This window comes from Bradyrhizobium sp. F1.13.3, from assembly GCF_040548265.1.
In the GTDB taxonomy this organism is placed as follows: domain Bacteria; phylum Pseudomonadota; class Alphaproteobacteria; order Rhizobiales; family Xanthobacteraceae; genus Bradyrhizobium.
In genome coordinates this window covers 264,895-288,998 of record NZ_JBEPRI010000005.1, presented here as the reverse complement: position 1 = coordinate 288,998, position 24,104 = coordinate 264,895, and the positions used below count along the sequence as shown (strand labels likewise).

At 61.6% G+C, this 24,104-nt stretch carries 25 protein-coding genes, 3 tRNA genes and 2 pseudogenes; 14 read left to right on the top strand and 16 right to left on the bottom strand.

The genetic code is table 11. The features are described from left to right. Positions 1-15 precede the first annotated feature (15 nt). Complete coding sequence (locus tag ABIB66_RS16630; RefSeq protein WP_354255022.1) at positions 16-222, bottom strand: hypothetical protein; 207 nt, start codon at positions 220-222, stop codon at positions 16-18. Further along, positions 125-700 (bottom strand): recombinase family protein, encoded by a 576-nt coding sequence (locus ABIB66_RS16625; RefSeq protein ID WP_354255079.1) that lies wholly within the window; start codon positions 698-700, stop codon positions 125-127. Before ABIB66_RS16625 ends, ABIB66_RS16630 begins: the two co-directional genes overlap by 98 nt. Positions 701-1,236: 536 nt before the next feature. On the opposite strand from ABIB66_RS16625, the gene ABIB66_RS16620 reads away from it, so the two are divergent. The 3 genes and pseudogenes from ABIB66_RS16620 to ABIB66_RS16610 form a co-directional block, all read left to right on the top strand. Then, entirely contained in the window at positions 1,237-2,316 is a 1,080-nt protein-coding gene (locus ABIB66_RS16620) for a calcium:cation antiporter (protein ID WP_354255021.1), read from the top strand. Positions 2,317-2,400: 84 nt separating this feature from the next. After that, positions 2,401-3,609: a cation:proton antiporter gene (locus ABIB66_RS16615; RefSeq protein WP_354255020.1), complete on the top strand. Its 1,209-nt coding sequence runs from the start codon at positions 2,401-2,403 to the stop codon at positions 3,607-3,609. An 18-nt stretch (positions 3,610-3,627) separates the two neighbouring features. Beyond that, positions 3,628-3,762, top strand: a pseudogene (locus tag ABIB66_RS16610) (DUF1259 domain-containing protein); the annotation flags it as partial. Between the two features lie 258 nt (positions 3,763-4,020). Here ABIB66_RS16610 and ABIB66_RS16605 read toward each other — a convergent pair. The 3 genes from ABIB66_RS16605 to ABIB66_RS16595 all read right to left on the bottom strand — a co-directional run bounded on the left by ABIB66_RS16605 (position 4,021) and on the right by ABIB66_RS16595 (position 5,260). Continuing rightward, positions 4,021-4,299: a metal-sensing transcriptional repressor gene (locus tag ABIB66_RS16605; protein ID WP_354255078.1), complete on the bottom strand. Its 279-nt coding sequence runs from the start codon at positions 4,297-4,299 to the stop codon at positions 4,021-4,023. Positions 4,300-4,510: 211 nt separating this feature from the next. Then, positions 4,511-4,585, bottom strand: a tRNA-Thr gene (locus ABIB66_RS16600). Between the two features lie 165 nt (positions 4,586-4,750). Then, positions 4,751-5,260, bottom strand: coding sequence for a hypothetical protein (locus tag ABIB66_RS16595; protein ID WP_354058666.1), 510 nt, complete (start codon positions 5,258-5,260; stop codon positions 4,751-4,753). Between the two features lie 283 nt (positions 5,261-5,543). On the opposite strand from ABIB66_RS16595, the gene ABIB66_RS16590 reads away from it, so the two are divergent. Together ABIB66_RS16590 and ABIB66_RS16585 are read left to right on the top strand one after the other, a co-directional pair. Further along, positions 5,544-6,029, top strand: coding sequence for a hypothetical protein (locus ABIB66_RS16590; RefSeq protein ID WP_354209192.1), 486 nt, complete (start codon positions 5,544-5,546; stop codon positions 6,027-6,029). 39 nt (positions 6,030-6,068) lie between these two features. Then, positions 6,069-6,602 (top strand): hypothetical protein, encoded by a 534-nt coding sequence (locus tag ABIB66_RS16585; RefSeq protein ID WP_354209193.1) that lies wholly within the window; start codon positions 6,069-6,071, stop codon positions 6,600-6,602. Between the two features lie 66 nt (positions 6,603-6,668). Here ABIB66_RS16585 and rlmB read toward each other — a convergent pair whose 3' ends face one another. Continuing rightward, complete coding sequence (gene rlmB, locus ABIB66_RS16580) at positions 6,669-7,499, bottom strand: 23S rRNA (guanosine(2251)-2'-O)-methyltransferase RlmB (protein WP_354209194.1); 831 nt, start codon at positions 7,497-7,499, stop codon at positions 6,669-6,671. 206 nt (positions 7,500-7,705) lie between these two features. On the opposite strand from rlmB, the gene ABIB66_RS16575 reads away from it, so the two are divergent. Beyond that, positions 7,706-7,791: transfer RNA gene (locus ABIB66_RS16575), tRNA-Tyr, on the top strand. A gap of 121 nt (positions 7,792-7,912) precedes the next feature. Here the strand turns inward: ABIB66_RS16575 and ABIB66_RS16570 are convergent. Together ABIB66_RS16570 and ABIB66_RS16565 are read right to left on the bottom strand one after the other, a co-directional pair. Then, positions 7,913-8,560 (bottom strand): annotated as a pseudogene (locus ABIB66_RS16570) (LLM class flavin-dependent oxidoreductase); the annotation flags it as partial. A gap of 80 nt (positions 8,561-8,640) precedes the next feature. Next, positions 8,641-10,698 carry an ATP-dependent helicase gene (locus ABIB66_RS16565; protein ID WP_354255019.1) on the bottom strand — a complete coding sequence of 686 codons (2,058 nt, stop codon included), beginning with the start codon at positions 10,696-10,698 and terminating at the stop codon, positions 8,641-8,643. A gap of 129 nt (positions 10,699-10,827) precedes the next feature. Between ABIB66_RS16565 and ABIB66_RS16560 the strand changes: the two genes are divergently transcribed. Next, a complete protein-coding gene (locus ABIB66_RS16560) occupies positions 10,828-11,418 on the top strand; it encodes a TMEM175 family protein (protein WP_275168189.1) in 591 nt (196 codons plus the stop codon). Between the two features lie 9 nt (positions 11,419-11,427). Here the strand turns inward: ABIB66_RS16560 and ABIB66_RS16555 are convergent, their stop codons facing one another. Further along, complete coding sequence (locus ABIB66_RS16555) at positions 11,428-11,814, bottom strand: YciI family protein (protein WP_354209196.1); 387 nt, start codon at positions 11,812-11,814, stop codon at positions 11,428-11,430. 197 nt (positions 11,815-12,011) lie between these two features. Here ABIB66_RS16555 and ABIB66_RS16550 point away from each other — a divergent pair, with 197 nt between their 5' ends. Then, positions 12,012-12,191, top strand: a complete 180-nt coding sequence (locus tag ABIB66_RS16550) for a hypothetical protein (protein WP_354209198.1) — start codon at positions 12,012-12,014, stop codon at positions 12,189-12,191. Positions 12,192-12,220: 29 nt separating this feature from the next. Beyond that, positions 12,221-12,424 carry a hypothetical protein gene (locus tag ABIB66_RS16545; protein ID WP_354209199.1) on the top strand — a complete coding sequence of 68 codons (204 nt, stop codon included), beginning with the start codon at positions 12,221-12,223 and terminating at the stop codon, positions 12,422-12,424. 7 nt (positions 12,425-12,431) lie between these two features. Here the strand turns inward: ABIB66_RS16545 and ABIB66_RS16540 are convergent, their stop codons facing one another. Beyond that, positions 12,432-13,145, bottom strand: a complete 714-nt coding sequence (locus tag ABIB66_RS16540) for a substrate-binding periplasmic protein (protein ID WP_354209200.1) — start codon at positions 13,143-13,145, stop codon at positions 12,432-12,434. A 380-nt stretch (positions 13,146-13,525) separates the two neighbouring features. On the opposite strand from ABIB66_RS16540, the gene ABIB66_RS16535 reads away from it, so the two are divergent. Next, entirely contained in the window at positions 13,526-15,928 is a 2,403-nt protein-coding gene (locus ABIB66_RS16535; RefSeq protein WP_354209201.1) for an ATP-binding protein, read from the top strand. A gap of 349 nt (positions 15,929-16,277) precedes the next feature. Continuing rightward, positions 16,278-16,351 (top strand) — tRNA-Gly (locus tag ABIB66_RS16530). Between the two features lie 96 nt (positions 16,352-16,447). Here the strand turns inward: ABIB66_RS16530 and ABIB66_RS16525 are convergent. The 3 genes from ABIB66_RS16525 to ABIB66_RS16515 are packed head-to-tail and all read right to left on the bottom strand — an operon-like array spanning position 16,448 to position 18,401. After that, positions 16,448-17,686, bottom strand: coding sequence for a site-specific integrase (locus ABIB66_RS16525; RefSeq protein WP_354255018.1), 1,239 nt, complete (start codon positions 17,684-17,686; stop codon positions 16,448-16,450). Continuing rightward, entirely contained in the window at positions 17,683-17,880 is a 198-nt protein-coding gene (locus tag ABIB66_RS16520) for a hypothetical protein (RefSeq protein WP_354255017.1), read from the bottom strand. The genes ABIB66_RS16525 and ABIB66_RS16520 overlap by 4 nt, the downstream gene beginning before the upstream one ends. A gap of 29 nt (positions 17,881-17,909) precedes the next feature. Next, entirely contained in the window at positions 17,910-18,401 is a 492-nt protein-coding gene (locus tag ABIB66_RS16515) for a MerR family transcriptional regulator (RefSeq protein WP_354255016.1), read from the bottom strand. 320 nt (positions 18,402-18,721) lie between these two features. Here ABIB66_RS16515 and ABIB66_RS16510 point away from each other — a divergent pair, with 320 nt between their 5' ends. From ABIB66_RS16510 to ABIB66_RS16500, 3 genes are all read left to right on the top strand, one after another. Next, entirely contained in the window at positions 18,722-20,956 is a 2,235-nt protein-coding gene (locus ABIB66_RS16510) for a hypothetical protein (RefSeq protein WP_354255015.1), read from the top strand. A 141-nt stretch (positions 20,957-21,097) separates the two neighbouring features. Then, positions 21,098-21,634: a DUF4365 domain-containing protein gene (locus ABIB66_RS16505; protein WP_354255014.1), complete on the top strand. Its 537-nt coding sequence runs from the start codon at positions 21,098-21,100 to the stop codon at positions 21,632-21,634. 1 nt (position 21,635) lies between these two features. Beyond that, a complete protein-coding gene (locus tag ABIB66_RS16500) occupies positions 21,636-22,772 on the top strand; it encodes a hypothetical protein (protein ID WP_354255013.1) in 1,137 nt (378 codons plus the stop codon). Positions 22,773-22,801: 29 nt separating this feature from the next. Here the strand turns inward: ABIB66_RS16500 and ABIB66_RS16495 are convergent, their stop codons facing one another. From ABIB66_RS16495 to ABIB66_RS16485, 3 genes are all read right to left on the bottom strand, one after another. Beyond that, on the bottom strand, positions 22,802-23,110 hold the full coding sequence (locus ABIB66_RS16495) for a hypothetical protein (protein ID WP_354255012.1): 309 nt from the start codon (positions 23,108-23,110) through the stop codon (positions 22,802-22,804). Then, positions 23,107-23,490 (bottom strand): hypothetical protein, encoded by a 384-nt coding sequence (locus ABIB66_RS16490; protein ID WP_354255011.1) that lies wholly within the window; start codon positions 23,488-23,490, stop codon positions 23,107-23,109. The genes ABIB66_RS16495 and ABIB66_RS16490 overlap by 4 nt, the downstream gene beginning before the upstream one ends. A 147-nt stretch (positions 23,491-23,637) precedes the next feature. Then, positions 23,638-23,982 (bottom strand): response regulator, encoded by a 345-nt coding sequence (locus ABIB66_RS16485; RefSeq protein ID WP_354255010.1) that lies wholly within the window; start codon positions 23,980-23,982, stop codon positions 23,638-23,640. Between the last annotated feature and the right edge of the window lie 122 nt (positions 23,983-24,104).

Here is a 24,104-nt window from a genome sequence, read left to right as displayed (position 1 = left end):
CGCATTGGCCTCAACTCAGGTAATCGAGATGCCCCTGTGGATGCCGCTGTCCCACAAACGCAGCTCGTAGAATCGTCCTTTGACGTCGCGTCGAACAGCTGCATCCGCCAGACGATTCCCCGGGTTAGACCCGCTGCTTGAAAGCGTGAGCTGCGTCACGATTTTTCTGAGACTTAGGGCGATGGAGTAACGAGTGACGTAAAGGTCGCCGTCGTCGCCCAAGCGGACGATGTCTCCAACCAAATTTCGAAGCTCGTCCTTCCGCGAGGGCTCGGCTGAGTCCAGGAGCGCAGGGTGGGCCCAAAAACTCTAAAACGTTTTCTTCGAAATCTTGGTAGGACCATGCCGTTCTCGTGCACCCGTTTTCATCTAGCACCTTCGCGCAGACCAAGCTCTTGTAAGGGTGACTACTAAGAAACCGGACTTCGCTCCCGCAGTAAGCGCACGTGGTAAGTCCGTCGAACAGATTTGCTAAATTGTTGCCCTTTCGCCCGCGGTTGGTGATCAGATTTTGCTGCCGGGCGGCCTGAGCTTTTTGGAAGGTATCTTCGTCTATTGCGGCCGGATAGTAGTCCGGCACGGGCGGACCATTCGGAATTCCCTTGCTTCGGCCGCCGGCATAACTCTTCGGCTGATACTCCCCTAAGACGGCGCGGTTGCGAAGCATGCTATCTATCGTGGTGTGGTCCCATTGCGCGATGATCCGAACGGGGGAATGCCCTGTTTCTCCAGAAAGTTGGTTATTGCGTAGCTGCCCAACCCGCCAATCGAAAGTTCAAAGATCTTTCGAATTATCTCGGCTCGATCCTCGAGATAGACGAAGCTCCTGCGGTCCTCGCTCAGTTCGAGCCAGCTCGGACACGCGGAAATTTTCTTGCTCTGTGTGATCGTCATAGGAGTGAAGCCATTTTCCATCATCTGTTTATCTCGAGAGCAGAAAGTCGGGCGAAATGTGGCCGGCCGCAAGGCTTATCGAGCTGGTTCCGATCACCAGTGCAACATGTGGCGTCTGGCCGAGCCGAGCGCGCATTGGGAGCACTAGCACGAGTATGACGCGATCGGACGTCTCAGCCGAAACTGCATAGTGGGTCGTGGAAATATCAATCACGATCCAGTAAAGCCCATGGGCGCCGCGGAGAACCGGATGGGTGTTAGCTGCCAAAGCCAGAGCAACCATCAGCAGATGCCTTGCTCAACCCACAGGCCGATGTTACTTTCTGATGCGGGCTGGGCGTCATGACTGTAGCAGGTACGCCGCGGTGGAGCTGGGCTTGGCCCGTGGTGGCGTGGCTGCTGCTCCTGATGATCCCCATCATCGGTACCGGGGTCATCGTCGGTGGACTCGCCGGACCCGTGTTGCTGTGTACCGTTTTTGCAGCCGTTTACCACGCCGAGGTGGTTGCCCACCGTGTTGGTGAGCCGTATGGAACACTTGTTCTTGCCTTGGCTGTAACAGTGATTGAAACGGCCCTGATCGTTTCGGTTATGGTCGCAGCGCCGGCCGAAAAAGCGGCGTTAGCTCGTGACACGGTCTTCGCTGCCGTCATGATCGTGTGCAATGGCATCGTAGGCACGTGTCTATTGTGGGGCGGCATTCGTCACCACGAACAGGGATTTCAGGCTCAGGGTGCGAGTGCGGCGATGGCGGTTCTCGTCGCGCTCACCGGCCTAACGATGATTCTTCCGAATCTGGCGGCGCAGGAACTCGGCCCCTTGTACAACACGCCGCAACTCATCTTCGCCGGCCTCGTATCGCTAGTGCTGTACTTCGCATTTGTCTTCATCCAGACGGTACGCCACCGTCATTATTTTCTGCCAGTCAAGCCGCCGAGCAACGACGACCATGTCGCGCTGCCCGACAATAGAGCGACTGCGCTAAGCGCAGGACTTCTCCTGGTTTCGCTTGCCGCCGTGGTCGCTCTCGGCAAGACTCTGACGCCTCCGATCGAGCGGGGAATCAGTTATCTCCAGGTGCCGGAATCAGTCGTCGGCATTATCATCGCTCTGCTGGTTCTGCTGCCGGAAGCGGGAGCAGCAATCAAAGCGGCGCGAAACAACAGATTGCAGACCAGCCTGAACTTGGCGCTCGGCTCGGCGCTCGCCACGATCGGTCTGACGATCCCCGCGGTAGCGGCAGTTTCGATTGCGCTCGGCTACCGTCTGGAGCTTGGATTGGATGCCAAGGAGCAGGGGCTTCTCGCCCTGACACTGCTTCTCGGTGTGATCACTCTCGGCACGGGGCGAACAACTGTGCTTCAGGGAATCGTGCATCTCGTCATGTTCGCGGCGTATTTATTTTTTGCCGTTGTGCCATGATGAAACGCAATCATCCATTCGATCATTGCAGAACGACGCGTGTTCGTCGCGGCTTGGCAGGGTGAACAATCAATAGGACTTGGGATGTTGGCTGACACTCATTCGCCTGTCCTTCTGGTTCTGGTCATGGCCGTCGCCGGACCTTTGCTCGCTGAGCTTCCGATCGGATTTCGCATTCCGGCGGTAGTGCTTGAAGTCGTGTTAGGCGTCATCATCGGCCCGCAAATTCTTGGCTGGGTGCGATTCGACGGCGTCTTGGCCTCTATGTTCGCCTTCGGAATGGCGGCCACGCTCTTCATGGCGGGCATGGAGCTCGAGTTCGAAAGAATTCGCGGACGGCCCTTGTTACTTGCGGTGGGCGGGTGGGGAATGTCAGTCTTGCTTGCGGTGTCAGCGGCAGCCATCCTTCGCGCGAGTTCGCTCCATGATCCTATGATCGTGGCATTGGCTCTCGCCACAACCGCGCTGGGTACGCTGCTACCCATTTTGCGTGATGCAAATCAACTCGACACACCGTTCGGGCGTTTTTTCATTGCCGCAGGGACGATGGGCGAACTAGGACCGATTGTCGCAATGTCGTTGCTGCTTAGCCAGCAGTATACGACTGTCCAGGAGTTTGGTTTCCTGGTGGCATTCCTTGTGGTCGTAGTTTTGGCGGCCGCAATCAGCTTGGGGCTACGTCCGCCCCGTGTTGTCGCCCTCCTGGCTCGCTCGCTACATGGGAGCTCCCAGCTTCCAGTTCGTATCACCCTACTATTGTTTGCCGCTTTCTTCGTTCTGTCGGAGCGCTTCGGGTTCGAGAGTATCCTGGGAGCATTTGCTGCGGGATTAGTCGTAGGATTGGGTACACAAGGGCCGGACGGCAAAGCACCGCGGATGAAAATTGATGCCATCTTCTTCGGCTGGTTCATTCCGTTTTTTTTCGTCGGCACGGGTATAAAATTCGATCTCGCGTCAATAACCGGTAGCGTCGTCACGATGTTGCTAGTACCGGTCGCTCTCGCCCTTTTTCTGCTGGTGCGAGGTGCGCCGGTATTTCTGTATCGCAGGGATCTAAAGCCCGCAGAACGGATACCCTTCGCGCTTTACAGTTCGGTCGCCTCGCTTTCGTTGGTCGTTGTCATCACCGAGATCGCCGTTCGTGCAAAAACCATGAGTCAGCAGATGGGCTCTGTGCTGGTCGGAGCTGCAGTCTTGTCGGTGTTGCTGTTCCCGACGATCGCCGGGCAGCTTCTTCATAGACGCGCGACGAGCGGCCCGGGCGCGGGTAAGGGGGGCATCACCGGCGATTGAGCCGGGTCGAGGTGAACCTTGGTCGTCATTGCGCTGCGGAAGCGGTGCATGGACGTGATGGCGCTGCACAGGCAAATGTTTGATGACTCGCCGCGCACCTTCTTCATGCATTTCCGAGCCGACGAGGATGCTGTCAAGTTCGCTGAAGACATCCCTGCGGCGCTCTTGAGCTGCGAGCACATGCCCCGTACCCGCGAAGGAGCCTCGCCAGATGTCGAAAAGAGAAAAAAGCAAATCCATTCGGGCGATGGATCGCATAGAGCAGCTTATTACTTGATGGCGGGCGGCTTGCCGTCGACTTTTGCCGGTGCGGACTGTGCAAGGGCCTGCGGTGTGACTCCAACTATGACAAGCAGGGCCGACACGATCGCGGCGGCCGAACGAGTGGCCGCAGGCATCGAGAACTCCACGCTAAAGATATCGCGAGATCGCCTTAAACTCGGCGAGGGCATTCTTTGCAGATTTGCCGGAGCCGCCATTGGCGGCCGCATCCAGGCAGTGGTCGACATGATCGTGGATGAGGGCTTTTTTGGCCTCGGCGATGGCTTTCTCGACCGCATGAAGCTGCTGGGCCAAGTCGAGACAGGAGCGGCCATCATCGAACATCTCGATGACCCTGCGCAGGTGCCCCTCGGCGCGCTTCAGCCGCTTGACGATATCCGGATGGCTCTCGTGGATGTGCTGCGTCATGGATCATCCTATCCCCGGGGAGGGGATAGTTCATGACGGGCGCGCCGCCAAGCCCCCTTCTCGGACCAGGTTGCCGCGGCGTGAGGCGCACGGGCTTTCCTTGGGTGAAGGGTCCGTATTGTGTGTAGCCCGGCGTAGCCCAGAACGCTGTCCGCTGCGAAAGCGGAGGGACGGTCGGGGCTACAAATCGGGGGATAACTTGTTGTAACGCTGGTGCCGGCTGAGGGGATTGAACCCCCGACCTTCGGTTTACAAAACCGCTGCTCTACCGCTGAGCTAAGCCGGCGACGCCTGGAAAAACGGGGCAGGGCCGGCGTATGCCGGGGCTGTCCGCCCGTGCGCGCCGCAATACCAGACTTGATCTGAAAGTGCCAGAACCCGCGATCCCCCTGCAGATATGAATCAGGCGGCCCGAAGGCCGCCTGATCTGTCGCGTTCGGTTCAAACCGCCTTACTGGCAGATGTGGCGGCGCCCGTCTTGGCCCTTGAACCAGGTGCCGGGCGTGCAGACGAAGCCGTTGCGCTGGGCGTAGGTGCGGGTGTCCCAGCCGCGGTTGTCCCATGAATTATTCCACGAATTATCCCAGCCATTGTCGTAGGCGTAGGCGTCGTTCGTGGCACGGAACGGGGCGGTTGCGATTGCGCCCGCAGTCCCGATGGCTGCGCCGGCCACGCCGGCGGCTGCTCCGACCGCGCCAGTGGCTACGTCGGTCGGCCAGAAGCCGGTGCGGCTCCTGTTCCAGTCGTTATTCCAATCGCCGTTGTTGGTCTGGCGATAGGACACGCGACGATGCCGATAGCCGCTATCGGTGTACGGATTTCCCGGTCCGACGTTCTGACAGTTGGCGTTGGGGAATTGCGCCGCGCACCGGCCCGGATTGGTGATCACGGCCTGCGCCATGGCAGAGCCTGTCACCAGGGTCGCCGCAATCGCCGTGGCTCCGAGAAGTTTGATATTCATGATTGTTTGGCTCCCGTTTTGTTGACGGGGGCTAAACGCCGAGGACGCCGGACGTTCCGCTGAAACCGGTGGATTTTCGTCAACGATATTCAAACGGAAGTGAGCACGCACCATGGTTCCCGACTGCAGGGTCCAGCGGCGTTAATGCTTCGCTAGTTCGCCTTGCAGCATTTGAGCGGCGCGCAATCCTTACACATTAGGCTTACCAGCAATTGGTGAGAGGGCCTTAACCCTCTCTGCGTCGCTATCGGGTAGGTTGTCGCCGAATAAATGGGATCCCCTCATGCGCGCATCTGCGCTCGCTGCGTTTCTGATCGGACTGCCCGCGACGGCGTTTGCCGGCGGCGGCTTCGATATCGTCGTTCCCGGCCGCCCGGGCGTGCCCATCATCATCAACAACATCGACGCGTCCTATGCCGTGGTCGAGGGGACCTGGGGCCTGGGGAAGAACGTCCAGGTGCAGCCCACGATCTATGGCGGACGTTACGTCGCCGAGCGCCAGCCCGCCGACGTCGGCCATTACTACCCGACGCTGGGCCTGCGGCCCGGCTATGGGCGGCTCGAGGTCGAGCCGCCCGCGAACCGCAAAATGCCCAAGCCCGCCGAGAGCTATTACCAGAGCTGGGGCGCGCAATCGGCGCCGCTGCCGCCGCAGATGGATGTGCCCGTCAATCCGCCGCCGGTGATCCTTGCGCCTGAGATCAACGACTATCCGCGGCGTCCTCGGCCGCGGCCGCGTGCAGAGATGCCCGGCAGGCCGCCGGGTTAAGAAACGAAAACAACAAACGAAAATCAACAGGAGAGAGTAATGCGTCAGATGATTTCGGGACTGGTCGTGGCGGCTGCCGCGATGTTCGTCGCTACCGCGCCCGCCGCGGCCTGCGGCTTCAATGCGTGCCAGCCGGTCGCGCCGGTCTATTCCGGCTGCAACACCGGCTGCGGCGGTTATGGGGCCGGCTACGGCTACGGTTATGGCGCCTATGAGCGTCTCGCAGAGCCCACCACGCAATATTATCACGTCAACCAGGGCCCGACCTACACCGGCCCGGGCGCCTTCGCGCCGTATCCGACCTATCGTGAAGACGCGGTGGTTGCGCCCGCCAATTACGGCTACGGCCGTGGCTATGGTTACGGCAACGGCTATGGCTATCGCGCCGCCGCGGTCGAAGCTCCGGCCGCCTATCCCTACCGCCGCCCGTATTACCGTCCGTATCGCTACGGCTACGGCCCGCGCGCCGGCTATCTGCCGCGCACGCATTACGGCTACGGTCCGCGCTACGGCTACGCTCCGCGCCATGCGCCGTACTATGGCGGCCACCGCGTGCTGCGCCGCTATTACTGATCGCTTGATCGGTTGAGCCAACGAGACGCCCGTCCGCGATGCGGACGGGCGTTTTGTTTTGCTTTGTTACCGCTTGATCAGCCCGAGCCGGCTGGCGCCGACATAGAGCGAGAGCACGGCGGCATTCGAGACGTTGAGGCTCTTGATCTCTCCGGGCATGTCGAGCCGCGCCACGACGCTGCAGGTCTCGCGCGTCAATTGCCGCAGGCCTTTGCCTTCCGCGCCCAGCACCAGCGCGAGCGGTTCGCGCAGGGTGACCTCGGAGAGATCCGCGCTGCCTTCACTGTCCAGCCCGACGGTCTGGAAGCCGAGCTCGTTCAGCGTGGTCAATGCGCGGGCGAGGTTTTGCACCGTCACCATCGGCACCAGCTCCAGCGCGCCGGAGGCGGCCTTGGCCAGCACGCCGGTCGCTTCCGGACTGTGGCGCGCGGTGGTGACGATCGCCTTCACCGCAAACGCCGCAGCCGAGCGCAGGATGGCGCCGACATTGTGCGGATCGGTGATCTGGTCGAGCACCAGCACGATGCCGTCCTGCTCCAAATCCTCGATGTCGGGCGAGGGCAGGGGATCGGCCTCCGCGAGCAGGCCCTGGTGCACGGCGTCGGGCGACAGCAGCCGGTCGATCTCCTGGGGCCGGACGATCTCGGGCGTGACCGGGATTGCGATGTTCTCGTCCGCCAGGCGCCTTGCGGCGTTCTCGGTCAGGGTCAGCTTGCGGATCTGCCGCTGGGGGTTGGCGAGCGCCATGGTGACGGTGTGCCAGCCATAGAGGATGACAGGCCCGTCGGTGTCCGAATCGCGATCGCGCCGGGCCGGCCGTCCGGCCGTTTTTCCGGGCCTGTTGAAGGGCTTAGGCCCGCCGCGGGGGCCCCTCGGGTTGAATTTTCGATCCTTCATGGGCTCGCTTGTGTCACGGGTCCCCGAATATGGCAATTTGGGTGGCTTCGGGGGCGATTTTAGCTGTTCGCCTCGGTTGACTTTACCCCACCGCTTCGCCGATAACCGCGCCCGGTCGCGCCCCCATCCGGGCTGTCGCGGCCTTCACGTTCCATGGCCGTCTTCGGTCGCCGGCAAGGTCCGGCCCGATTGTGCTGCCGTCGAGCGGGGGAGTGTCCCGAGTGGCAAAGGGAGCTGACTGTAAATCAGCCGCCTTATGGCTTCGCAGGTTCGAGTCCTGCCTCCCCCACCAGCCTTCGCTCGCTTCGCGAGCTACGGCTCGGCAAGCCGGCACCGATGGTCATGGCGCGAAGTGAGCGAAGGCTGTCGCGCCGTAGCCCGCAGGGCGTAGGCGGACTGGCTCAGAGCGTAAGTCACCCCATCATCTCCCGCACCATCGGCACCACCTTCCGCCCGTAGAGCTCGATGCTCTTCATCAGCTTCTCATGCGGCAGGGCTCCCGCCGAATACTTCAGCTGAAACCGCGAAACGCCGAGTGCCTTTGCCGTCCTGGCGATCTTGCGCGCGACCGTCTCCGGCGAGCCGACATAGAGCGAACCGTGCTCGGCCTCGTTCACGAATTCATCGCGGCCCATCGGTGGCCAGCCGCGCTCCTTGCCGATGCGGTCGCGCATCGCCTTGTAGTCGGGCCACAGCTCCTCGCGCGCCTGTTCGTCGGTCTCGGCGAGGTAGCCGGGCGAGTGCACGCCGATCGGCTGTGGCGGGCGGCTGAACTCCTTGAATGCGCGGTGATAGAGATCGACGAAGGGCGCGAAGCGCGCCGGATCGCCGCCGATGATCGCGAGCATCAAGGGCAGGTCGTAATGCGCCGCGCGCACCACCGATTGCGGACTGCCGCCGACGCCGATCCAGGTCTTGAGCGTGCCGTTCTCGACCGGGGGATAGACTAATTGATCCCTCAGCGGCGGACGCAGCTTGCCTTCCCAGGTCACCGGCTTCTGCGACAGCAGTGCTGCGAACAGATCGAGCTTCTCCTCGAACAGCTCTTCGTACTTGCGTATTGTTCGACGACGACCGCTTTCATGTCGGACCTCTGTTGTTCCAGTTATCCTGACAGGCCCCGACACCAGCCTCTTGTGCCTTACCGCCACATCCCCCGCATCCGCGCGCCGATGTCGACCTTCGGGCCTTGCGCGGCAGTGCGCGCTGCGCTTGCCCCGGCCTTCGGCCAAGCGGTGCGCTCGAACAGATAGACGAGCTGCTCCGGGATGAAGCGGGTGCGCGAGGCGTAGACGTGGCGGTCGCCCTTGGCGGCCTGGCCGTGGACGAAGAAGCGCTGCGGTACCACGAGGTGCAGATCGTCCTTGGCGCGCGTCATCGCGACATAGAGCAGGCGGCGTTCCTCCTCGAGCTCGGCGCTGGTGCCGGCGCCGAGATCCGACGGCATGCAGCCGTCGACGACGTTGAGCACGAATACCGATTTCCACTCCTGGCCCTTGGCGGAGTGGATGGTGGAGAGGATCAGATAGTCCTCGTCGCGCAAAGGTGGCCCGGATTTGTCGCTGGTCGCATCCGGCGGATCGAGCGTGAGCTCGGTCAGGAATTTCTCGCGTGAGGCATAGCCGCTCGCGATCTGCTCGAGCTGCATCAGATCGGCGCGGCGCGTCTCGGAATCCTCGTGCAGGCGATCGAGATGCGGTTCGTACCAGAGCCGCACGCGTTCGAGATCGGCCGGCCATTCCGAATAGCGCAAATTTTCGATCGTGCGGACGAAGCCTGTCCAGTCCGCGCCGGTGCGCGGCGGCACCGGGAGCTGGCCGAGCGCGGCGAGCGGATCGGAGCTCTCCGCCATCTGGTCGAGCACACGCTGCGCCGTCGCAGGTCCGATGCCCGGCAACAGATGCAGGATGCGAAAGCCGGCGACGCGGTCGCGCGGATTCTCGGTGAAGCGCAGCAGCGCCAGCACGTCCTTGACATGCGCGGCATCGAGGAATTTCAGGCCGCCGAATTTCACGAAGGGGATGTTGCGGCGGGTGAGCTCGATCTCGAGCGGACCCGAATGCGAGGACGTCCGGAACAGGACCGCCTGGTGCTTCAAGAGCGCGCCTTGCTCACGGTTGGCCAGCACTTCCTCGACGATGTAGCGGGCCTGGTCGGTCTCGTCGTGCACGGTGACGAGCTGCGGTTTTTGCGCGGAGGTACGGTCGGTCCAGAGATTTTTTGTGAAACGCTCGCGCGCCAGGCCGATGACGCCGTTGGCCGCCGCCAGCACGGGTTGCGTCGAGCGGTAATTGCGGTCGAGCGTGATCATCTCGGCGCGGGGCGAGAAGCTCTGCGGGAAATCCAAGATGTTGCGGACAGTGGCGGCGCGGAACGAATAGATCGACTGCGCGTCGTCGCCGACGACGGTGAGGCCGCGTCCGTCCGGCTTCAGCGCCAGCAGGATCGAGGATTGCAGGCGGTTGGTGTCCTGATATTCGTCGACCAGCACATGATCGAAGCGGCCGCCGATTTCTTCCGCGATCAGCGCATCGCTCATCATCTGCGACCAGTAGAGCAGAAGATCGTCGTAATCGAGCACGTGCTGGGCCTGCTTGGCCTCGACATAGGCCGCGAACAGGCCCTTCAGCTCAGCCGCCCAGCCTGAGCACCAGGGGTAATGCGCCCCTAACACCTTCTCGATCTCCATCTCGGCATTGACGCAGCGCGAGTAGATCGACAGGCAAGTGCCTTTGGCGGGAAAGCGGCTCTCCGTCTTCGACAATCCGCGCTCGTGCCGGACCAGGTTCATCAGGTCGGCGGAATCCTCGCGGTCGTGGATGGTGAAGGCAGGATCGACGCCGATCCGCTCGGCATATTCGCGCAGCAACCGCGCGCCGATGCCGTGGAAGGTGCCGGCCCAGGTAAGCGCGTCGCGCATGATCGCGGCATTGTTCTCGCCGAGTACTTTTCGGGCGATGCGCTCGACCCGGCCGGACATCTCGGCCGCGGCGCGGCGCGAGAACGTCATCAAGAGGATGCGGCGCGGATCGCTGCCCGCGACGATCAGGTGCGCGACGCGATGGGCCAGCGTGTTGGTTTTGCCGGAGCCCGCACCGGCGATGACGATCAGGGGCGCGCCCACGGTCGCACCATCGGCCACGCCATGCTCCACGGCGCGGCGCTGCTCCGCATTGAGCGTGTCCAGATATGTCGCCACGAATCGCCCCGGTGAAACAGCCAGAGTCGGCGATCCCGCTGCGAATCGCAATGCGTCTGGACGGGACCGATGTTAAGACCTAGGGACAAGACGGCCCAAGGTTCCATTCCGAAAAAAGCGCCACCCGGCATGACCGAGCTCAAATCCGACCAGTTCGAGATGCGACGGCTGGAATCGCTCAGCAACACCATCTTTGGCGTCGCCATGACGCTGCTCGCCTACGACCTGCCCAAGGCTGCGGTGTTCACCAGCGCGCCCGACTGGAACGATCTCGCCCGGGTCTATTCCGGCAAGCTCGCGGGTCTCGCGCTCAGCTTCATCATCGCCGGCGTGTTCTGGATCAGCCATCACAGGCGGCTGGCGCGCCAGCCCGTCGGCAGCCGCGGCGCGGTGATCCTCAATCTGTTCTTCCTGCTATCGATCGTGCTGCTGCCGGTGACCAACGGCCTCTACACCAACTATCCCAGGAGCAGTGCGGTCGCCGTGCTCTACGGCCTGCACCTGACTGCGATCGCCGGCCTCAATGCCTGGCTGTGGTGGAGGATCCTGGGCGGCTGGCGCCACGAGATCATGGCCTCGCTGTTTCCGCTGCTGGTGTTCATCCCGGGCACCGTCGTTGCGGCGTTCGCGCCGCAAGTCGCCCCGTTCGTGTGGTTCATCGCCTTCGGCGGGCTGCTGATCCAGCGCTTCTATGTCGGGCCGACCGGGACGGACAAGTAGGCCTGCCGTTCATTCGCCGGAAGGCGTCGTGCCGAACCCGTCGGCCGGCACGTAAAGCTTGACCGGGCGGATCTCGTAGATCGCTGACGGATTGACCTGGCGCAGCGTCCGCGCGGCCGCGATCGCCTCCTCGTCCGTGTCGTATTCGACGAGGTGGAAGCCCAGAAGCTGCTCCTTGGTCTCGGCAAACGGGCCGTCCAGCACGACGCCCGCGCCGGGGCCACGCAAGGTGCGGGCCTTTCGGGTCTCATCCAGGCGGGCGGCCGGGCCAAAATGCCCGCTTGCCCGCAGCGGAGCCTGAACCTCGATGACTTTGGCCACGACCGCGGCGTCCTTCTCGGGCGTCCAGGACAAGATCTCGTCTTCCACGTGATAGGCCAGGATGGCGTAAAGCATCGTCACCTCGTTGATTTTTGCTGCGCGCGTCCAAAGGACGTATCACCACCGTCGCAGCCGACAATGGGGTTGGGGAAAATATTGCGTCGCGGGGTGGGGCGACGAAACCTTCCCGAAACCCGATTGCGGCCGAAAGATGTGAACGCCGTCCGAAATCGGCGCGACTGATTGCCACCAAGAACACTTCGGAGGCGGCCATGTCGACCATCAAGATCATCTGCGACGCGCGTCGGACGGAAAAGTCGGACGCCGCGGATCTGCACGACCAGAGCGGCCACCACCGCTATTACGGCAGCTCGGCCGAGAGCGGCGGCGAGCGCATCGTCGAAAGCCGGCGCGGCAAGCGCCCGCGCGCAATGAACGTTTGCGGCTTCTAAGCCCAACGCTTACGAAACAGCGTGCGACCATGAACGTCGTGCAGAAATCGATCGCCGCGATGCCGTTCCTGCTCTCGCTCGCGACCAGGAACGGCAAGGCGGTCGCGCCATGCCTGCTTGCGGGCATCTTCACCGTGCTTCTCGGCAGCGAGCCGCCGCGGGCCGCCATGGCCTGGTGCGTCGGGCTGTTGATCGCCGCGGTAGCGGTGCGGGAGCGGCCTCGCACGATCTGACGGCTTGTCACATCTCGCTCAGCACCTGCTTGATCAGGGTTTCCCGCAACCGGGCGAGCTCGCCGCTCGCCTCCATCTGCTCGATCATCCTTCCGACCTTCGGCACGAGATCGCGATGGCGTTCATGCAGATGGTGGTAGATGCTGATGCGCTCGAGTGGCGGTGAGAGCGGATGGATCCTGGCCTGGAGATTGAGTTTCCTCACCGCAACCAACCCGCTGAAGAGGTCGGCGACCATCACGTCGAAGCGCTCGGCATCGAGCATCTTGACCATGTTGTCGAGGCTTGTGGTCGCCGTGACCCGGGTCATGCCGCGCGTACCGGCTTCCGACGAGCCGACGCCGCGTACGATGCCGATGCTGTAGTCCCTGATTGAATTCCAGCCGGCGACGTCGAACTGCAGTTTCGTGGTGAAGACAGCGGGCTCGATGTAATTGATCGCAGGTGTCACCTGGATCAGCGTCGGGTAGTCGCGAGAGAGCGTTCCGATCCGTTGGACCTCCCCGTCGACCTCGCCGGTGCTCGACAGCGCGAGCGCGCGCTTGCCGGGGACATCCTCGAATTCGAGCTTGATGTTCAGCCTGGCATAGACCGCGCGGAGCATCTCGCCGCCGACATATTGATCGGGGATATCGGCGATGCGTGCCAGCCGGATGACCTCTTGCGCCTGCGACGGGCTTGCCGCGAGCAGCAATAGGCAGACCACGACTATCCGCCTCATGACGCATCTCCCTGGCCATGCCTTTTGGGCGTGCCCTGCTACCATCGGATTGCGGTGCCGCGCGATCTACCGGAGATGGCAGCTGTGCCGGCCCGCAACGTTTGCAGCGCGTTCCCGCTGTGCGGGCGGCTCCGGACTTTCACCGATGTCATTCTAGCATGCGAGGTGGTAGTTTGCCCGGGGATCCTGTTGCTGGGCGCAAGATATGACCCCGTCGAGCTCAAGCCGCCCAAGGGCCAACAGGATCATCGGCCGACAGGATCATGGGCCGACAGGATCGCCACGCGTATCGCCTGCTGAGGCAGGGCCTCAACCGTTCACTTTGCTCGCGGCTGCGACCGGTAGGCTGAGCAGGTGCCGCCATTTTCGGGACGTGGTGCATGGGCAACGCAGGCAACGACGATAGCAAGCGCGGCCGCGCCATTGCGCCGGTGGCTGCGAAGCAGGATTTGACCGGCATCGGCGCCGCGCTCGCGCCTCCCATGTTCGCGGCGCTCCTGTCGCGGATCTTCAACTGGTCGCGCAGCGGCGTCGGGCCCCGGCTGCTTGCTGCCGTGCTGCTGTTCTCATCGGTCGTGACGCTGACCCTGACCGTGCTCCAGCTCTATCTGGATTACAATCGTGAGGTCGGACTGATCGAGACGCGGCTGGACGAAATCGGCCGCAGCACCACGGGCAGCCTCGGAGAGAGCCTGTGGAATCTCGACCAGAACCAGCTCAAGCTCCAGCTCGATGGCATTCTGCGGCTGCCTGACGTTCGCGCGGCGGAGGTCCGCGAGATCGCCGATCGGCCCGATCCGATCCGTGTCGAAGTCGGCGAGCGAAACACCCGTTCGATCATGACCCGGGAATTTCCGCTGACCACCATGGTGCAGGGGACCTCGCGCGCCATCGGCACGCTCCGGGTCGAGGCGACGCTGACCGACGTCTATCAGCATTTGCTGAACAGGGCCCTCGTCATCCTGGCAAGCCAGGCGGCAAAGACGTTCCTTGTCTCGTTGTTCATCATCTACATGTTTCATCTGCTGGTGACGCGGCATCTCGGCGCCATCGCCGAGTACGTCGGCAAATACAGCCTCGGACGGCCGCCGCCGCCGCTGCGCCTGGAGCGCCGGCCGCCTTACGAGGCCGACGAGCTGGACAAGGTGGTCGTTGCTTTCAACGCCATGTGCGCCAACCTCGAACACGCCTATGGCGAGCTGCGCGAGGCCAATGGGAATCTCGAGCGTGACCTGAAGATCCGGCAGCACGCCGAGGAGAACGCCCGCGCGAGCGAGCAGCGCTTCCGCGATTATGCCGAGACTGCATCCGACTGGTTCTGGGAGACCGGCCCGGATCACGTGTTCACCTACATTTCAGAGCGGGCCGATGCTTTCGGCATGGACCCGAGGGCGCTGATCGGGAGGCGCCGTTCAGACGCCGCCTTCGACCACGATGCCGAGCCGCAGAAATGGCGCGGTCACCTGGCGACGCTGGATCGCCACGAGCCGTTCCGGAAGTTCGAGTATCGCGGCCGCGATGCGGCTGGGCGCGCGCGCCATTTCAGCGTCAACGGCCAGCCGGTGTTCGGCGCCGATGGACGCTTCATGGGATATCGTGGTTCGGCCACCGACCTGACCGAGCAGCACGAGACGGAGGAGCGGCTTCGGCAGTCGCAGAAGATGGATGCGATCGGTCAGCTCACCGGTGGCGTCGCGCATGACTTCAACAACGTGCTCACTGTCATCACCGGCACCATCGAGATCGTCCGGGAGGGGCTGGCGGACAAGCCCGACCTAGCCGCGATCGCCCAGCTGATCGACGATGCGGCGGCGCGAGGCGCGGAGATCACCTCGCAGCTCTTGACCTTTGCGCGTCGCCAGCCGCTGGAGCCGCGCGAGATCGACGTCAACGGCCTCGTGCTCGAGACGGCGAAGCTGTTGAAGCCGATCCTGGGCGGAAACGTCGAGATCGTGACCCACCTCGCGGACGACGCCTGGCCGGCGATGGCCGATCCGTCGCAGCTGTCGTCGGCGATCATCAATCTCGCCGTCAATGCGCGTGATGCGATGCCTGGCGGCGGCACGCTGACGCTCGAGACCGCAAACCGCGAATTGGATGGTGCTGGTGACGGCGACGCCACACGCGGCGCCTTCATCATGGTCGCGGTGACCGACACCGGCCATGGCATCCCCGCCGATATCCGCGACCGCGTGTTCGAGCCGTTCTTTACCACCAAAGGGGTCGGTCGCGGCACCGGGCTCGGCCTCAGCATGGTCTACGGCTTCGGCAAGCAGAGCGGCGGCAGCGTCGCGATCGAGAGTGAGGAAGGCCGCGGCACCGTGATTCGGCTGTTTCTGCCGCGATCTGCGGGCGGAGCGCAGGCGAGGGTCGGGTCGCTGCAGGCGCCCGCGGCGGCACGCGGGCACGAGACGGTTCTCGTCGTCGAGGACGATCCGCTGGTGCAGGGCTATGTCATCGCCCAGCTCGGCAGCCTCGGCTATCGCACCCTCGTAGCCGGCGACGGCGCAACCGCGCTTGCGCTGGTGCAGCAGGGCGCCCAATTCGATCTGCTGTTCACCGACATCATCATGCCCGGTGGCATGAACGGGCAGGAATTGGCCGAGGCCGTGCGGCGCCTTCGCCCGGGGATGAAGGTGCTCTATACGTCCGGCTATACCGACAACGCCCTCGACCACGAGGGCCAGCTCGGTCCCGGCGTTGCGTTGCTGAGGAAGCCGTACCGGAAGGCGGACCTGTCACTGAGGGTCCGCGAGGCGCTCGCCGGCGAGCCGCCCGCCTGAGCAGCAGGCGCGTGACCCACGAAAAAGGCGCGGCGGGGAGACCCCGCCGCGCCCGATTTCTTGCTCGCTGGTCCAGGGCTGAGAGCGCCCCGATGCCAAGCCTCTATTCAAAGCTTAGCGGGCGATCCCAGCGAGGTGACAGCGCTTGGTAAAAGACACTGGATCACCTCCTTTCGTTGGTTACGGAAGACATCAATATAGGCGGCAATTCCGGTGTTGTTAAGGGGAGGCGGGTCGGGAGGAAGCAGCGGCTGTTCGCAGGGCCAGGACGGCGCTGGAAAGCCGTCGATTTGGCAGTTGATCCTGGGCAGTTGAGACCGCCGCCCGGCCGTGTTAGGGAGCCCCTGTCGCGGGTGTAGCTCAATGGTAGAGCAGCAGCCTTCCAAGCTGAATACGAGGGTTCGATTCCCTTCACCCGCTCCAATGTTTTCAATGGCTTGTCGCATCGTCGGTCGTCCGTTATGACAAGACGGCTGCTGCGCGTTATGACAAATCGCGGCCTTTTGTTGCCTCATCGTTCTAAGTTTTCTGTCGCGACGCGCGGCGCTTTTTGATCGCATTCTCAATTTGGCGTGTCGTCCGCTTCGTATATTTCGGGAGCACCTTCACCGTCGTATGGCGGCCCGAAGCGAGCATCTCGCGGTCGGTGAGTTCGGCGTCGCCGCCCTCGGTGAAACCGCCATGGCGGAATGACGTGAACGACAGTTGTTCCCGCAGACCGGCGGCGCGGATCACCTCCTTCACCTTGCGCGACAGGTGAGTGAAGTCTGGTTCGTTCGGCTTTGGCCACGTCGGCCACGGTCCCCGGTCGCCCCAGTCTCGGCACAGCATCAGCCCGCCGATGCGCTGGCGCTTGATGGCGTCGAGTTCGGCCATGAGTTCGGGATAGAGCAGTGTACCCGCATCGTCGATCAGCGGAATCCAGCTTTCCTTCTTCGTCTTTTCGTCCACGACGCGCACCATGTCGGGGTGCTCCTTCGGCCGATAATGCGACACGTCGAAGGTCGCGAAAATGTCGGTCTCGCGTTGCAACCAGTCCCAGCCGATGAGAGCGGCGGTTGCCAGCGATAGCAGACCCATGTCGACTGCCTTGGCGCGGAACGTCTGCAATTCCTCATAGGTTGCGGTCGGTGTCTCGCGATCCGACGAGCGCAGACCCATCTGCGCGAACGGGTTGACCAAGGGCAACTTGCCCGGATGCCGCCGCGAAACGACGTTCCACGCGCGTCGGCAGGATTTCATTGCGTGATTGACCGAAGTGCGGCGTTCGCGCTCGATGACGCTGCCATCCGCCTCGGTGATCTTAACAATCAGTAATTTCTCATAGAGCGCGTCGGCGACTGCCGTGGTGATCGCGTTCAATCGAGCCAGCCCTAGACGGCGCCCGTCTTTCAGAACATATCCACCAACTAGTTTAAAACCGGCTTCATGGTTACGCTTTTGCTTGCCACTCAGCTTGGTGTAGCGTCGGTCGGATCGATACTCCCCAATGAGCCAGTCGAATGTGCCAGCCGAGGCGACCGGCGACGCAGCACTATCCGAAACACCGGCTGTGCGCCAGCTATCGAAGGCCTTCAGCAAAACGTCTTCAGCGCGACGAACGGCGGCATCGTAATCTGTACCCAGCGCCTCACTTGCGACTGGACAATTCTTTTTGCGCGCCCACGTTGGCGGGTTAAAAAAATATCCCCAGCATCCGTTCACCGGGTGCCGCTGCGTATAGCGGGGCAGGGGCAGGGCAGAACGGGGCGGCTTCATATGAGTTTCCTTAAATCGTCCGAAGTTTCGATATTGATGTCGTCGCCATCGGTGCCATTACCAATCTTGATCTTGAGCCTGATGAGGCGACCATCCTCGATCTCGACCGCAGTTATCTTCTTACCAGCGGCCTCAATGACACGCATCGCTCGCCTCAGATCCGCTTCCCTGAAATTGCTAGAACCATGGCCCATCAGAGCTACTCGTTGAAGATTTATCGCAATCAGGCGCGCCGCTTCTCGTCACGACTTTCGACCGATTCGACGCCCCGCTGAATCGCCGCGCGAATAAGCGCGCGCGGGTAGAGCGTGAGATGGGCGCCCAAGGTGTAGGCTACTTCCGCATTTTCGAATTTCGCGATCTTCCAAACAGTGTTGCCGTTCTTGTCCTCGGCGCGGCTGACAATAATTTGCGTATCGGGGGCCCACCGACTCCAAAAGGATTCAGCCGTCTGATCGCCCGACCAAGGTCCCGCTTGGTCCACTTCCCTAGCAGCGATCTTGTAGGCGGCGGCGATAGGGACACCGTATTCCGCCATCACCTTTACCAGCGCTAAGACGGCCAAATCGTCTAAGGTAAACTGAAGCTGCTTGCCTTCGCGCGCCTTGCTCTTCGCGGTGTTGCCGATCAGCTTGAATTGCAGCCACCGTCGTAAGGCAGGAGCGGTCATATCGAGCGCGTGGCGAACATCGTCAAATCGGAGTTTATGCGTCATGATCTGGTATGATATACCCCTATCAATGACGCCGCAACAGTTTTGCTAGATCCCTATCAAATCCTCAACTTCCCAAAAGCGCTTGGAAATTGCTGCCACAGACGGGCTTGGCAGGCAGGTCACGCCCAGTGCAGCACGCGCGTAGCTCTCCACCGTGAATTTTTTGCCAGCACCCCTGCCCATTGTGGCCCCGGCAACCTTCTTCGCTATAGGTCGCCGTAGGCCGTTCTGACCTAATTTACAGCGGCAGCTTTTGCTCAGCACACTTTGAAAATCCGGACCGCCGGTCACCAAGCTGACCGCCATCGCGAATTTTGAAGATGTTCGAACGGGAAGACTGGACCAGCTTCCGCACCGTCGAGGGACTCCAGCAAAAGGCTGGTGTGGCCGCTAGCAAATTGCGCCGTCTGGTGCTGAAGGAACTGACCGACAACGCCCTCGACACCGGAGCCCGCGCCCACATCGGCGAGTTGCCGGGGGGCGGCTACTTCATCGCGGACGATGGCCCCGGAATTGGAGGCGAGCCCGAACAGATCGCCCGGTTGTTCAGCATCAACCGGCCTATGGTCTCGTCTAAGCTGTTGCGGCTGCCGACACGCGGCGCCCTTGGGAACGGGCTTCGGGTGGTCGCGGGCAGCGTGCTCGCTTCCAGCGGCTCCCTGAGCGTTTCCACAGGCAGTCGGCACATCGAGCTGCGCCCGGAGTTGGACGGCACGACCACGGTCTTGAGCGTGACGCAGGTCGATGACCCGCTTGGCACCCGAATCGAGATCAGCTTCGGTCCGGCAATCCCGGAGGACAAGCACGCGCTCTACTGGGCGTCGGTCGCTGAACTGATGGCGCACAGAGGGCAGTCCTTCACCGGCAAGTCGTCGCCATGGTGGTACGACGCCCCCCAATTTCACGAGCTGCTATCGGCGAGCGGGGACACACCTTTGCGCGAGCTGGTGGCGCGCCTAGACGGCTGCACTGGCGGCAAGGCTGGGGAGATCGTTGCGGCCGCCGGGCTCGGCCGCATGGTTTGCGGCGAGGTCGGCCGCGACAAAGCCGCCAAACTCTTGGAGATCGCGCGGGATCATGCGCGGCCAGTCAACCCGAAGCGGCTCGGCGCGGTCGGCCCTGAGCTGTTTCCGCACCGGGCCTATGCCACGTGGAGTGGCGTCGCGTCGTTTGGCATCGAGCCGCGCGCCGAGATCCCCTACGTGGTCGAGGCGTGGGCCGGAGAGGACGAGGAAATGCAGCTGGTCCTCTGCGTCAACCGCACACCGGTCACCGGCAACATCCGTGCGACGCGCGACGGGCGGAAGATCAACGTGTTCGGTTGCGGGCTTAGGCACACGGTGACGGAGGCACCTAAGGACAAGAACTTCTCCGTCCGACTGAACATCATCACGCCTTACATGCCGATCACGTCGGATGGTAAAGCGCCGGACCTCACACCCTTTCTGGCCGAGATCGGCAGCGCCGTGGCGAAGGCAGTGCGCAAGGCGCGCCGCCCGGACGCAAGAGCCGGAAGTCTGTCGCAGAAAGATGTCGTCCTCGACAATCTCGACGATGCCATTGCCGCCGTCAGCGGTAAGGAGGGCTATCGATTCAACGCGCGGCAATTGTTCTACTTCTTGCGGCCCATTGTCATGGACGAAACCGGAAAGGAACTGAAGATCGACCACTTCACCGGGGTCATCGACGACTTTGAGGCCGAAAATGGCGAGATCGCGCTGATGTATCGCGAACCGCGTGGCTCGATCACGCACCCGCACCGTGACGAGACCATTACGCTCGGCACCCTGATGGTCGAGGAGTACGAACGCCCGGCATGGACTTTCAACAAAGTTCTCTACATCGAAAAGGAAGGAGCGCAAGAGGCGCTGAAGCAGAACCGCTGGCTGGAGCGGCACGACTGCGCCGTGATGTCGTCGAAGGGATTCTCGACCCGCGCCGCCCGCGACCTGATCGACAAGCTGGTTGAACACGATGAGTCGGTCGCGGTGTTCTGCGTTCACGATGCCGATGCATCTGGCACCATGATTTACCAGACCCTGCAGGAAGCAACCAAGGCGCGCAGCGCACGCAAGATCAAAATCGTCAATCTCGGCCTCGAACCGTGGGAGGCCATCGATATGGAACTAGAGGTCGAGAGCTTGGAGGAGACTAAGCGAGAGAAGGCCGTTGCCGACTACGTTCGCGAGCGCGAAGAAGGCGAGTTTTGGGTGAACTGGCTACAAACCAATCGCGTCGAACTGAACGCGATGACGACTCCGCAATTGATCGAATGGCTCGACCGCAAAATGACCCAGTTCGGCGGCGGCAAATTGATTCCGCCGGACGACGTATTGGAGCGGGAGCTGTCGGATCAGATCGAGAGCAGGGTCCGCGCGGAGGTCACGGAGCGCATCCTGCGCGAGGCCAATATCGAAGCACAAGTCATCGAGGCCATCGCCGCCATCCAGACGCCGGACGGTGCGAAGCTCGCGAGCGGCATCGCCGAGCTGTTCAAACGGCAGCCCGACGCTGAATGGCGCGATCACATCAGGGAAGTTAGCGGAGATCAATAAACTGTCGGGCGGAGCCATCAGCATGCTAGAGCCGGGCCAAGGCTTTTCGGTGCTTCGGGCTTGGACGAATCGCCGGTATAAATAATTATGGATTTCTTTAAGTATCTTCGATAGCAATGCAATTCAAAGTAGTCAGCGGGTTTGTTAGACCCCACAGGTATTTTTTTGATTACCTTACAGCACACCGAAGAATGCCTTAGTCTAGCATACGTACACGCCTTGGCGGGACGTGCGGGCGTTAATCTAGCCGCTCAACGTGTTCACGATTATGGAATTGACGGGACATTCCGGTCGATCAAAGTCATTGGGGCGCGACGGGTCGAGTCCGGTTTTGCCGTAGACTTCCAGATGAAAGCCACCATTAATTGGGAACACGATGGCTCCGACGTGGTGTACGATCTGGAAGCTAAGACCTACAACGACATGGTAGAGCGCGACAGTGAGGCTGCGCCATGCATTTTGATTCTGCTTTGCCTTCCTGCCAATGCAGAGCATTGGATGGAATCCGACGAAACCCGGCTGGTGTTAAAGCATTGTTGTTACTGGATGCGCCTGCAAGGGGAGAGAACCACAAACACTTCCACGAAAAGAATCCGAATACCAAGGTCTAATGAACTTACGTCGCAAGCGATCGTCAATATCCTGAACGCCGAACGCGACAGGCGATTAGGGGTCTAGCATGGCCGACAACAGCGAACAGACAAAGGCCGTGTCTCTTGAATCAGTTCGAAGATACCTCCAATTGCATGGTTGGCAAGAAACCCCCACAAAGACGAATACAACGTCCTTGTTTACGCTTGCGGTCGATGGTGGTGAGAGACTCGAAGTGCCGTTGGCGACCCGTCGCGACTTTGGGGGGGCCGAGCGTCTGATCGCCGACGCGCTTCGGACGTTGGGGCAGCTTGCCGGGCGGGATGCACCTCAAATCATTGATGACATAAACTCGATCGCATTCGATCGCATTCGTTCAATTCTACCGGACGAACTCGTTCGGTCAGATTCGATTGATTTGAACATAGCCAGCGGCTTCATTGCTAATGCGAAGCGTCTGATTACCACCACTGCAACGGTTGAACTTGGACCTTCTGCTTTTTTCGGGCGCGTGACAAAGGACGCCTTAGCCTATGCTGATCGATGCAGGTTTGGCCACACGTTTAGGGGGAGCTTTGGATTCACTATCGAATCCCCAGTAGTTCGGAACGACGAGCCCTCGCTTTCCGTAGTGCCAGAAGTTGCTCCTTTCGAACGGCGCGTCGTGCAGCGTCTGGTTCGAGGGTTAAGCAACATCAGGTTGGCAGAACACTCAGAAAATCCCGGCGTCATCGCGGAGAACTATCAAACTGGTTTCAACGCGAATATGTGCGATGCACTCATCGAATTAGTTGAGAAGACGAACGACCGGCTGAAGATAGAAGTTGCTTGGTCTCCGGAGTGGATTCCTGCACCCGACGTGCTAGCTGCACCTACATTCGAGATGAAGCCGTCCACAATTGAACTCGTCCGGGATGCTGCAATTTCCCTTAGAAGAGTGGAGACCGCACGGCCTTACACCATAAACGGAACAGTCATCCGACTGAAATCAGAACACAACCCGGCGGACTTATTGGATGTTTCGAGCCCAAGAGAAATCGTTGTACAGTGGAATAGCGCCGACTATGGGCAGTTGAACGTAAAAGTGACTTTGCCTCCGAGCGATTACATCATCGCAGTCGAAGCCCACAAGACTGGAAGGGTAATTTGCGTCACAGGAATGCTTGAGCGGATCAATCGCAGCTGGATATTATCGTCTCCGGGAAATGTCCAACTGCAACCGTGAAGCCGCCCGACTCCTTCGTGCCTAGGTGCCTAGTCCAAATGCTCGTACGCCCAAAGCAACCGGCCGGGTCGGGCCCGCGCAAACAGCCATGGTAAGCTGTTCGGAAAAATGTCCGGTGTCGTGTACCGGCCGGACCGCCAGAACTCCAAAAGATCGGCGCGGTTGTCGGCCCAATCGCGGCGCATTTCGGGACCGATGAAGTCCAAAAGCCGTGTGTTGTGACCATCGGTGTAGCCCTCATAGCTCGATGAGAGCCTGACCTCGCCGATGAGCAGCTCGTGGCGTCGCCATGGGTTGAGCGTGCGAATTTCGCGTCTGCGTCGCATGATGGTACTCATCGATCTTCCCCGCGATAGGCCCCGCCGCCGCTCGGCCGTCCAAGCTCCGTTCTCGGCGCGACGACATCAAGGTTGAGCCGCAGCAGGGATCGGACGATGAAACTGCGGGTCGCCAGTTGGTGTTTCAGCAGCGGATGCTCTTTCAGCCCAGCAGCAGTCCTGATCGTCGGGCCATCGCGGCCAATCTGCTGATCGTAGGTCGCGAGGCTGTCGGCGGCCTCGCAGATGCGCAGGAGCATCTGATGACCTCCGCTGTCCTCGATAACGTAGTCCCGGTGGATGGCTTCCCAGAGTTTGCGACCGGCTTCGTTGAGGGACGCGGGCGGCGCCAGCGGATTGGGCTTCGATGCCGGGTCGATTACGGTGAGATTAGAAGCCATGGCTTTACCTCATCCGAATGTTCGCACCTACATAAGTCACCCTTGGGGCGGCCCCGCGCGGGAAACTGCAGCCACCCGCATTTTCGGCCCCGGCCCCCCGCCCTTGGAAGACCTCGTGCGGGTGATGGAACAGACCACCGGAGTTTGTTAGCGCAACAGAGTCGCTAAGCAGCGTTGAAGTTCTTCAATTTGGAAAGGCTTTTCAAGAACGGGGTAATCCTCGAACCCTTGGGGCACGCCGTCCGCTCCATATCCGCTTGCAAAGGCAAACGGAACGCCTTTGCTTTGCAGTGCCGCTGCGATGCGGTGAGAACTATGTACCCCTAGCTGTATGTCCAGAATGGCGGCGTCAACGCCCGGCACAGCAGCGAGCAGAAGCCCACTTTGCAAATCGCTCGCTTCACCAGCGACGCTGTGACCTAGCTCGACCAGCATGTCCGCAATCATCATGCGTATGAGCGATTCATCCTCGACCAGAAGCACCGACGCCATAACGCTACCCCCGAGCACGCTCAACCCTTTTACCCGGTTCCGGCGATGGAACGCAAGTTCCAGTGCTGAGTTACCTATGCACCGGAGTACGGGCTCCACCGCCGAGCCCGCCAATATAGCTG

What these genes read in the sequence shown, in the direction of transcription:
- ABIB66_RS16510 (WP_354255015.1), top strand. Translation starts at nt 18,722, where the DNA reads ATGTTCGAACGGGAAGACTGGACCAGCTTCCGCACCGTCGAGGGACTC.
- ABIB66_RS16615 (WP_354255020.1), top strand. Translation starts at nt 2,401, where the DNA reads ATGTTGGCTGACACTCATTCGCCTGTCCTTCTGGTTCTGGTCATGGCC.
- ABIB66_RS16620 (WP_354255021.1), top strand. Translation starts at nt 1,237, where the DNA reads ATGACTGTAGCAGGTACGCCGCGGTGGAGCTGGGCTTGGCCCGTGGTG.
- ABIB66_RS16590 (WP_354209192.1), top strand. Translation starts at nt 5,544, where the DNA reads ATGCGCGCATCTGCGCTCGCTGCGTTTCTGATCGGACTGCCCGCGACG.
- ABIB66_RS16495 (WP_354255012.1), bottom strand. Translation starts at nt 23,110, where the DNA reads ATGAGTACCATCATGCGACGCAGACGCGAAATTCGCACGCTCAACCCA.
- ABIB66_RS16555 (WP_354209196.1), bottom strand. Translation starts at nt 11,814, where the DNA reads ATGCTTTACGCCATCCTGGCCTATCACGTGGAAGACGAGATCTTGTCC.
- ABIB66_RS16550 (WP_354209198.1), top strand. Translation starts at nt 12,012, where the DNA reads ATGTCGACCATCAAGATCATCTGCGACGCGCGTCGGACGGAAAAGTCG.
- ABIB66_RS16560 (WP_275168189.1), top strand. Translation starts at nt 10,828, where the DNA reads ATGACCGAGCTCAAATCCGACCAGTTCGAGATGCGACGGCTGGAATCG.
- ABIB66_RS16515 (WP_354255016.1), bottom strand. Translation starts at nt 18,401, where the DNA reads ATGACGCATAAACTCCGATTTGACGATGTTCGCCACGCGCTCGATATG.
- ABIB66_RS16585 (WP_354209193.1), top strand. Translation starts at nt 6,069, where the DNA reads ATGCGTCAGATGATTTCGGGACTGGTCGTGGCGGCTGCCGCGATGTTC.
- ABIB66_RS16595 (WP_354058666.1), bottom strand. Translation starts at nt 5,260, where the DNA reads ATGAATATCAAACTTCTCGGAGCCACGGCGATTGCGGCGACCCTGGTG.
- ABIB66_RS16520 (WP_354255017.1), bottom strand. Translation starts at nt 17,880, where the DNA reads ATGGGCCATGGTTCTAGCAATTTCAGGGAAGCGGATCTGAGGCGAGCG.
- rlmB (WP_354209194.1), bottom strand. Translation starts at nt 7,499, where the DNA reads ATGAAGGATCGAAAATTCAACCCGAGGGGCCCCCGCGGCGGGCCTAAG.
- ABIB66_RS16545 (WP_354209199.1), top strand. Translation starts at nt 12,221, where the DNA reads ATGAACGTCGTGCAGAAATCGATCGCCGCGATGCCGTTCCTGCTCTCG.
- ABIB66_RS16485 (WP_354255010.1), bottom strand. Translation starts at nt 23,982, where the DNA reads ATGGCGTCGGTGCTTCTGGTCGAGGATGAATCGCTCATACGCATGATG.
- ABIB66_RS16605 (WP_354255078.1), bottom strand. Translation starts at nt 4,299, where the DNA reads ATGACGCAGCACATCCACGAGAGCCATCCGGATATCGTCAAGCGGCTG.
- ABIB66_RS16490 (WP_354255011.1), bottom strand. Translation starts at nt 23,490, where the DNA reads ATGGCTTCTAATCTCACCGTAATCGACCCGGCATCGAAGCCCAATCCG.
- ABIB66_RS16525 (WP_354255018.1), bottom strand. Translation starts at nt 17,686, where the DNA reads ATGAAGCCGCCCCGTTCTGCCCTGCCCCTGCCCCGCTATACGCAGCGG.
- ABIB66_RS16540 (WP_354209200.1), bottom strand. Translation starts at nt 13,145, where the DNA reads ATGAGGCGGATAGTCGTGGTCTGCCTATTGCTGCTCGCGGCAAGCCCG.
- ABIB66_RS16500 (WP_354255013.1), top strand. Translation starts at nt 21,636, where the DNA reads ATGGCCGACAACAGCGAACAGACAAAGGCCGTGTCTCTTGAATCAGTT.
- ABIB66_RS16535 (WP_354209201.1), top strand. Translation starts at nt 13,526, where the DNA reads ATGGGCAACGCAGGCAACGACGATAGCAAGCGCGGCCGCGCCATTGCG.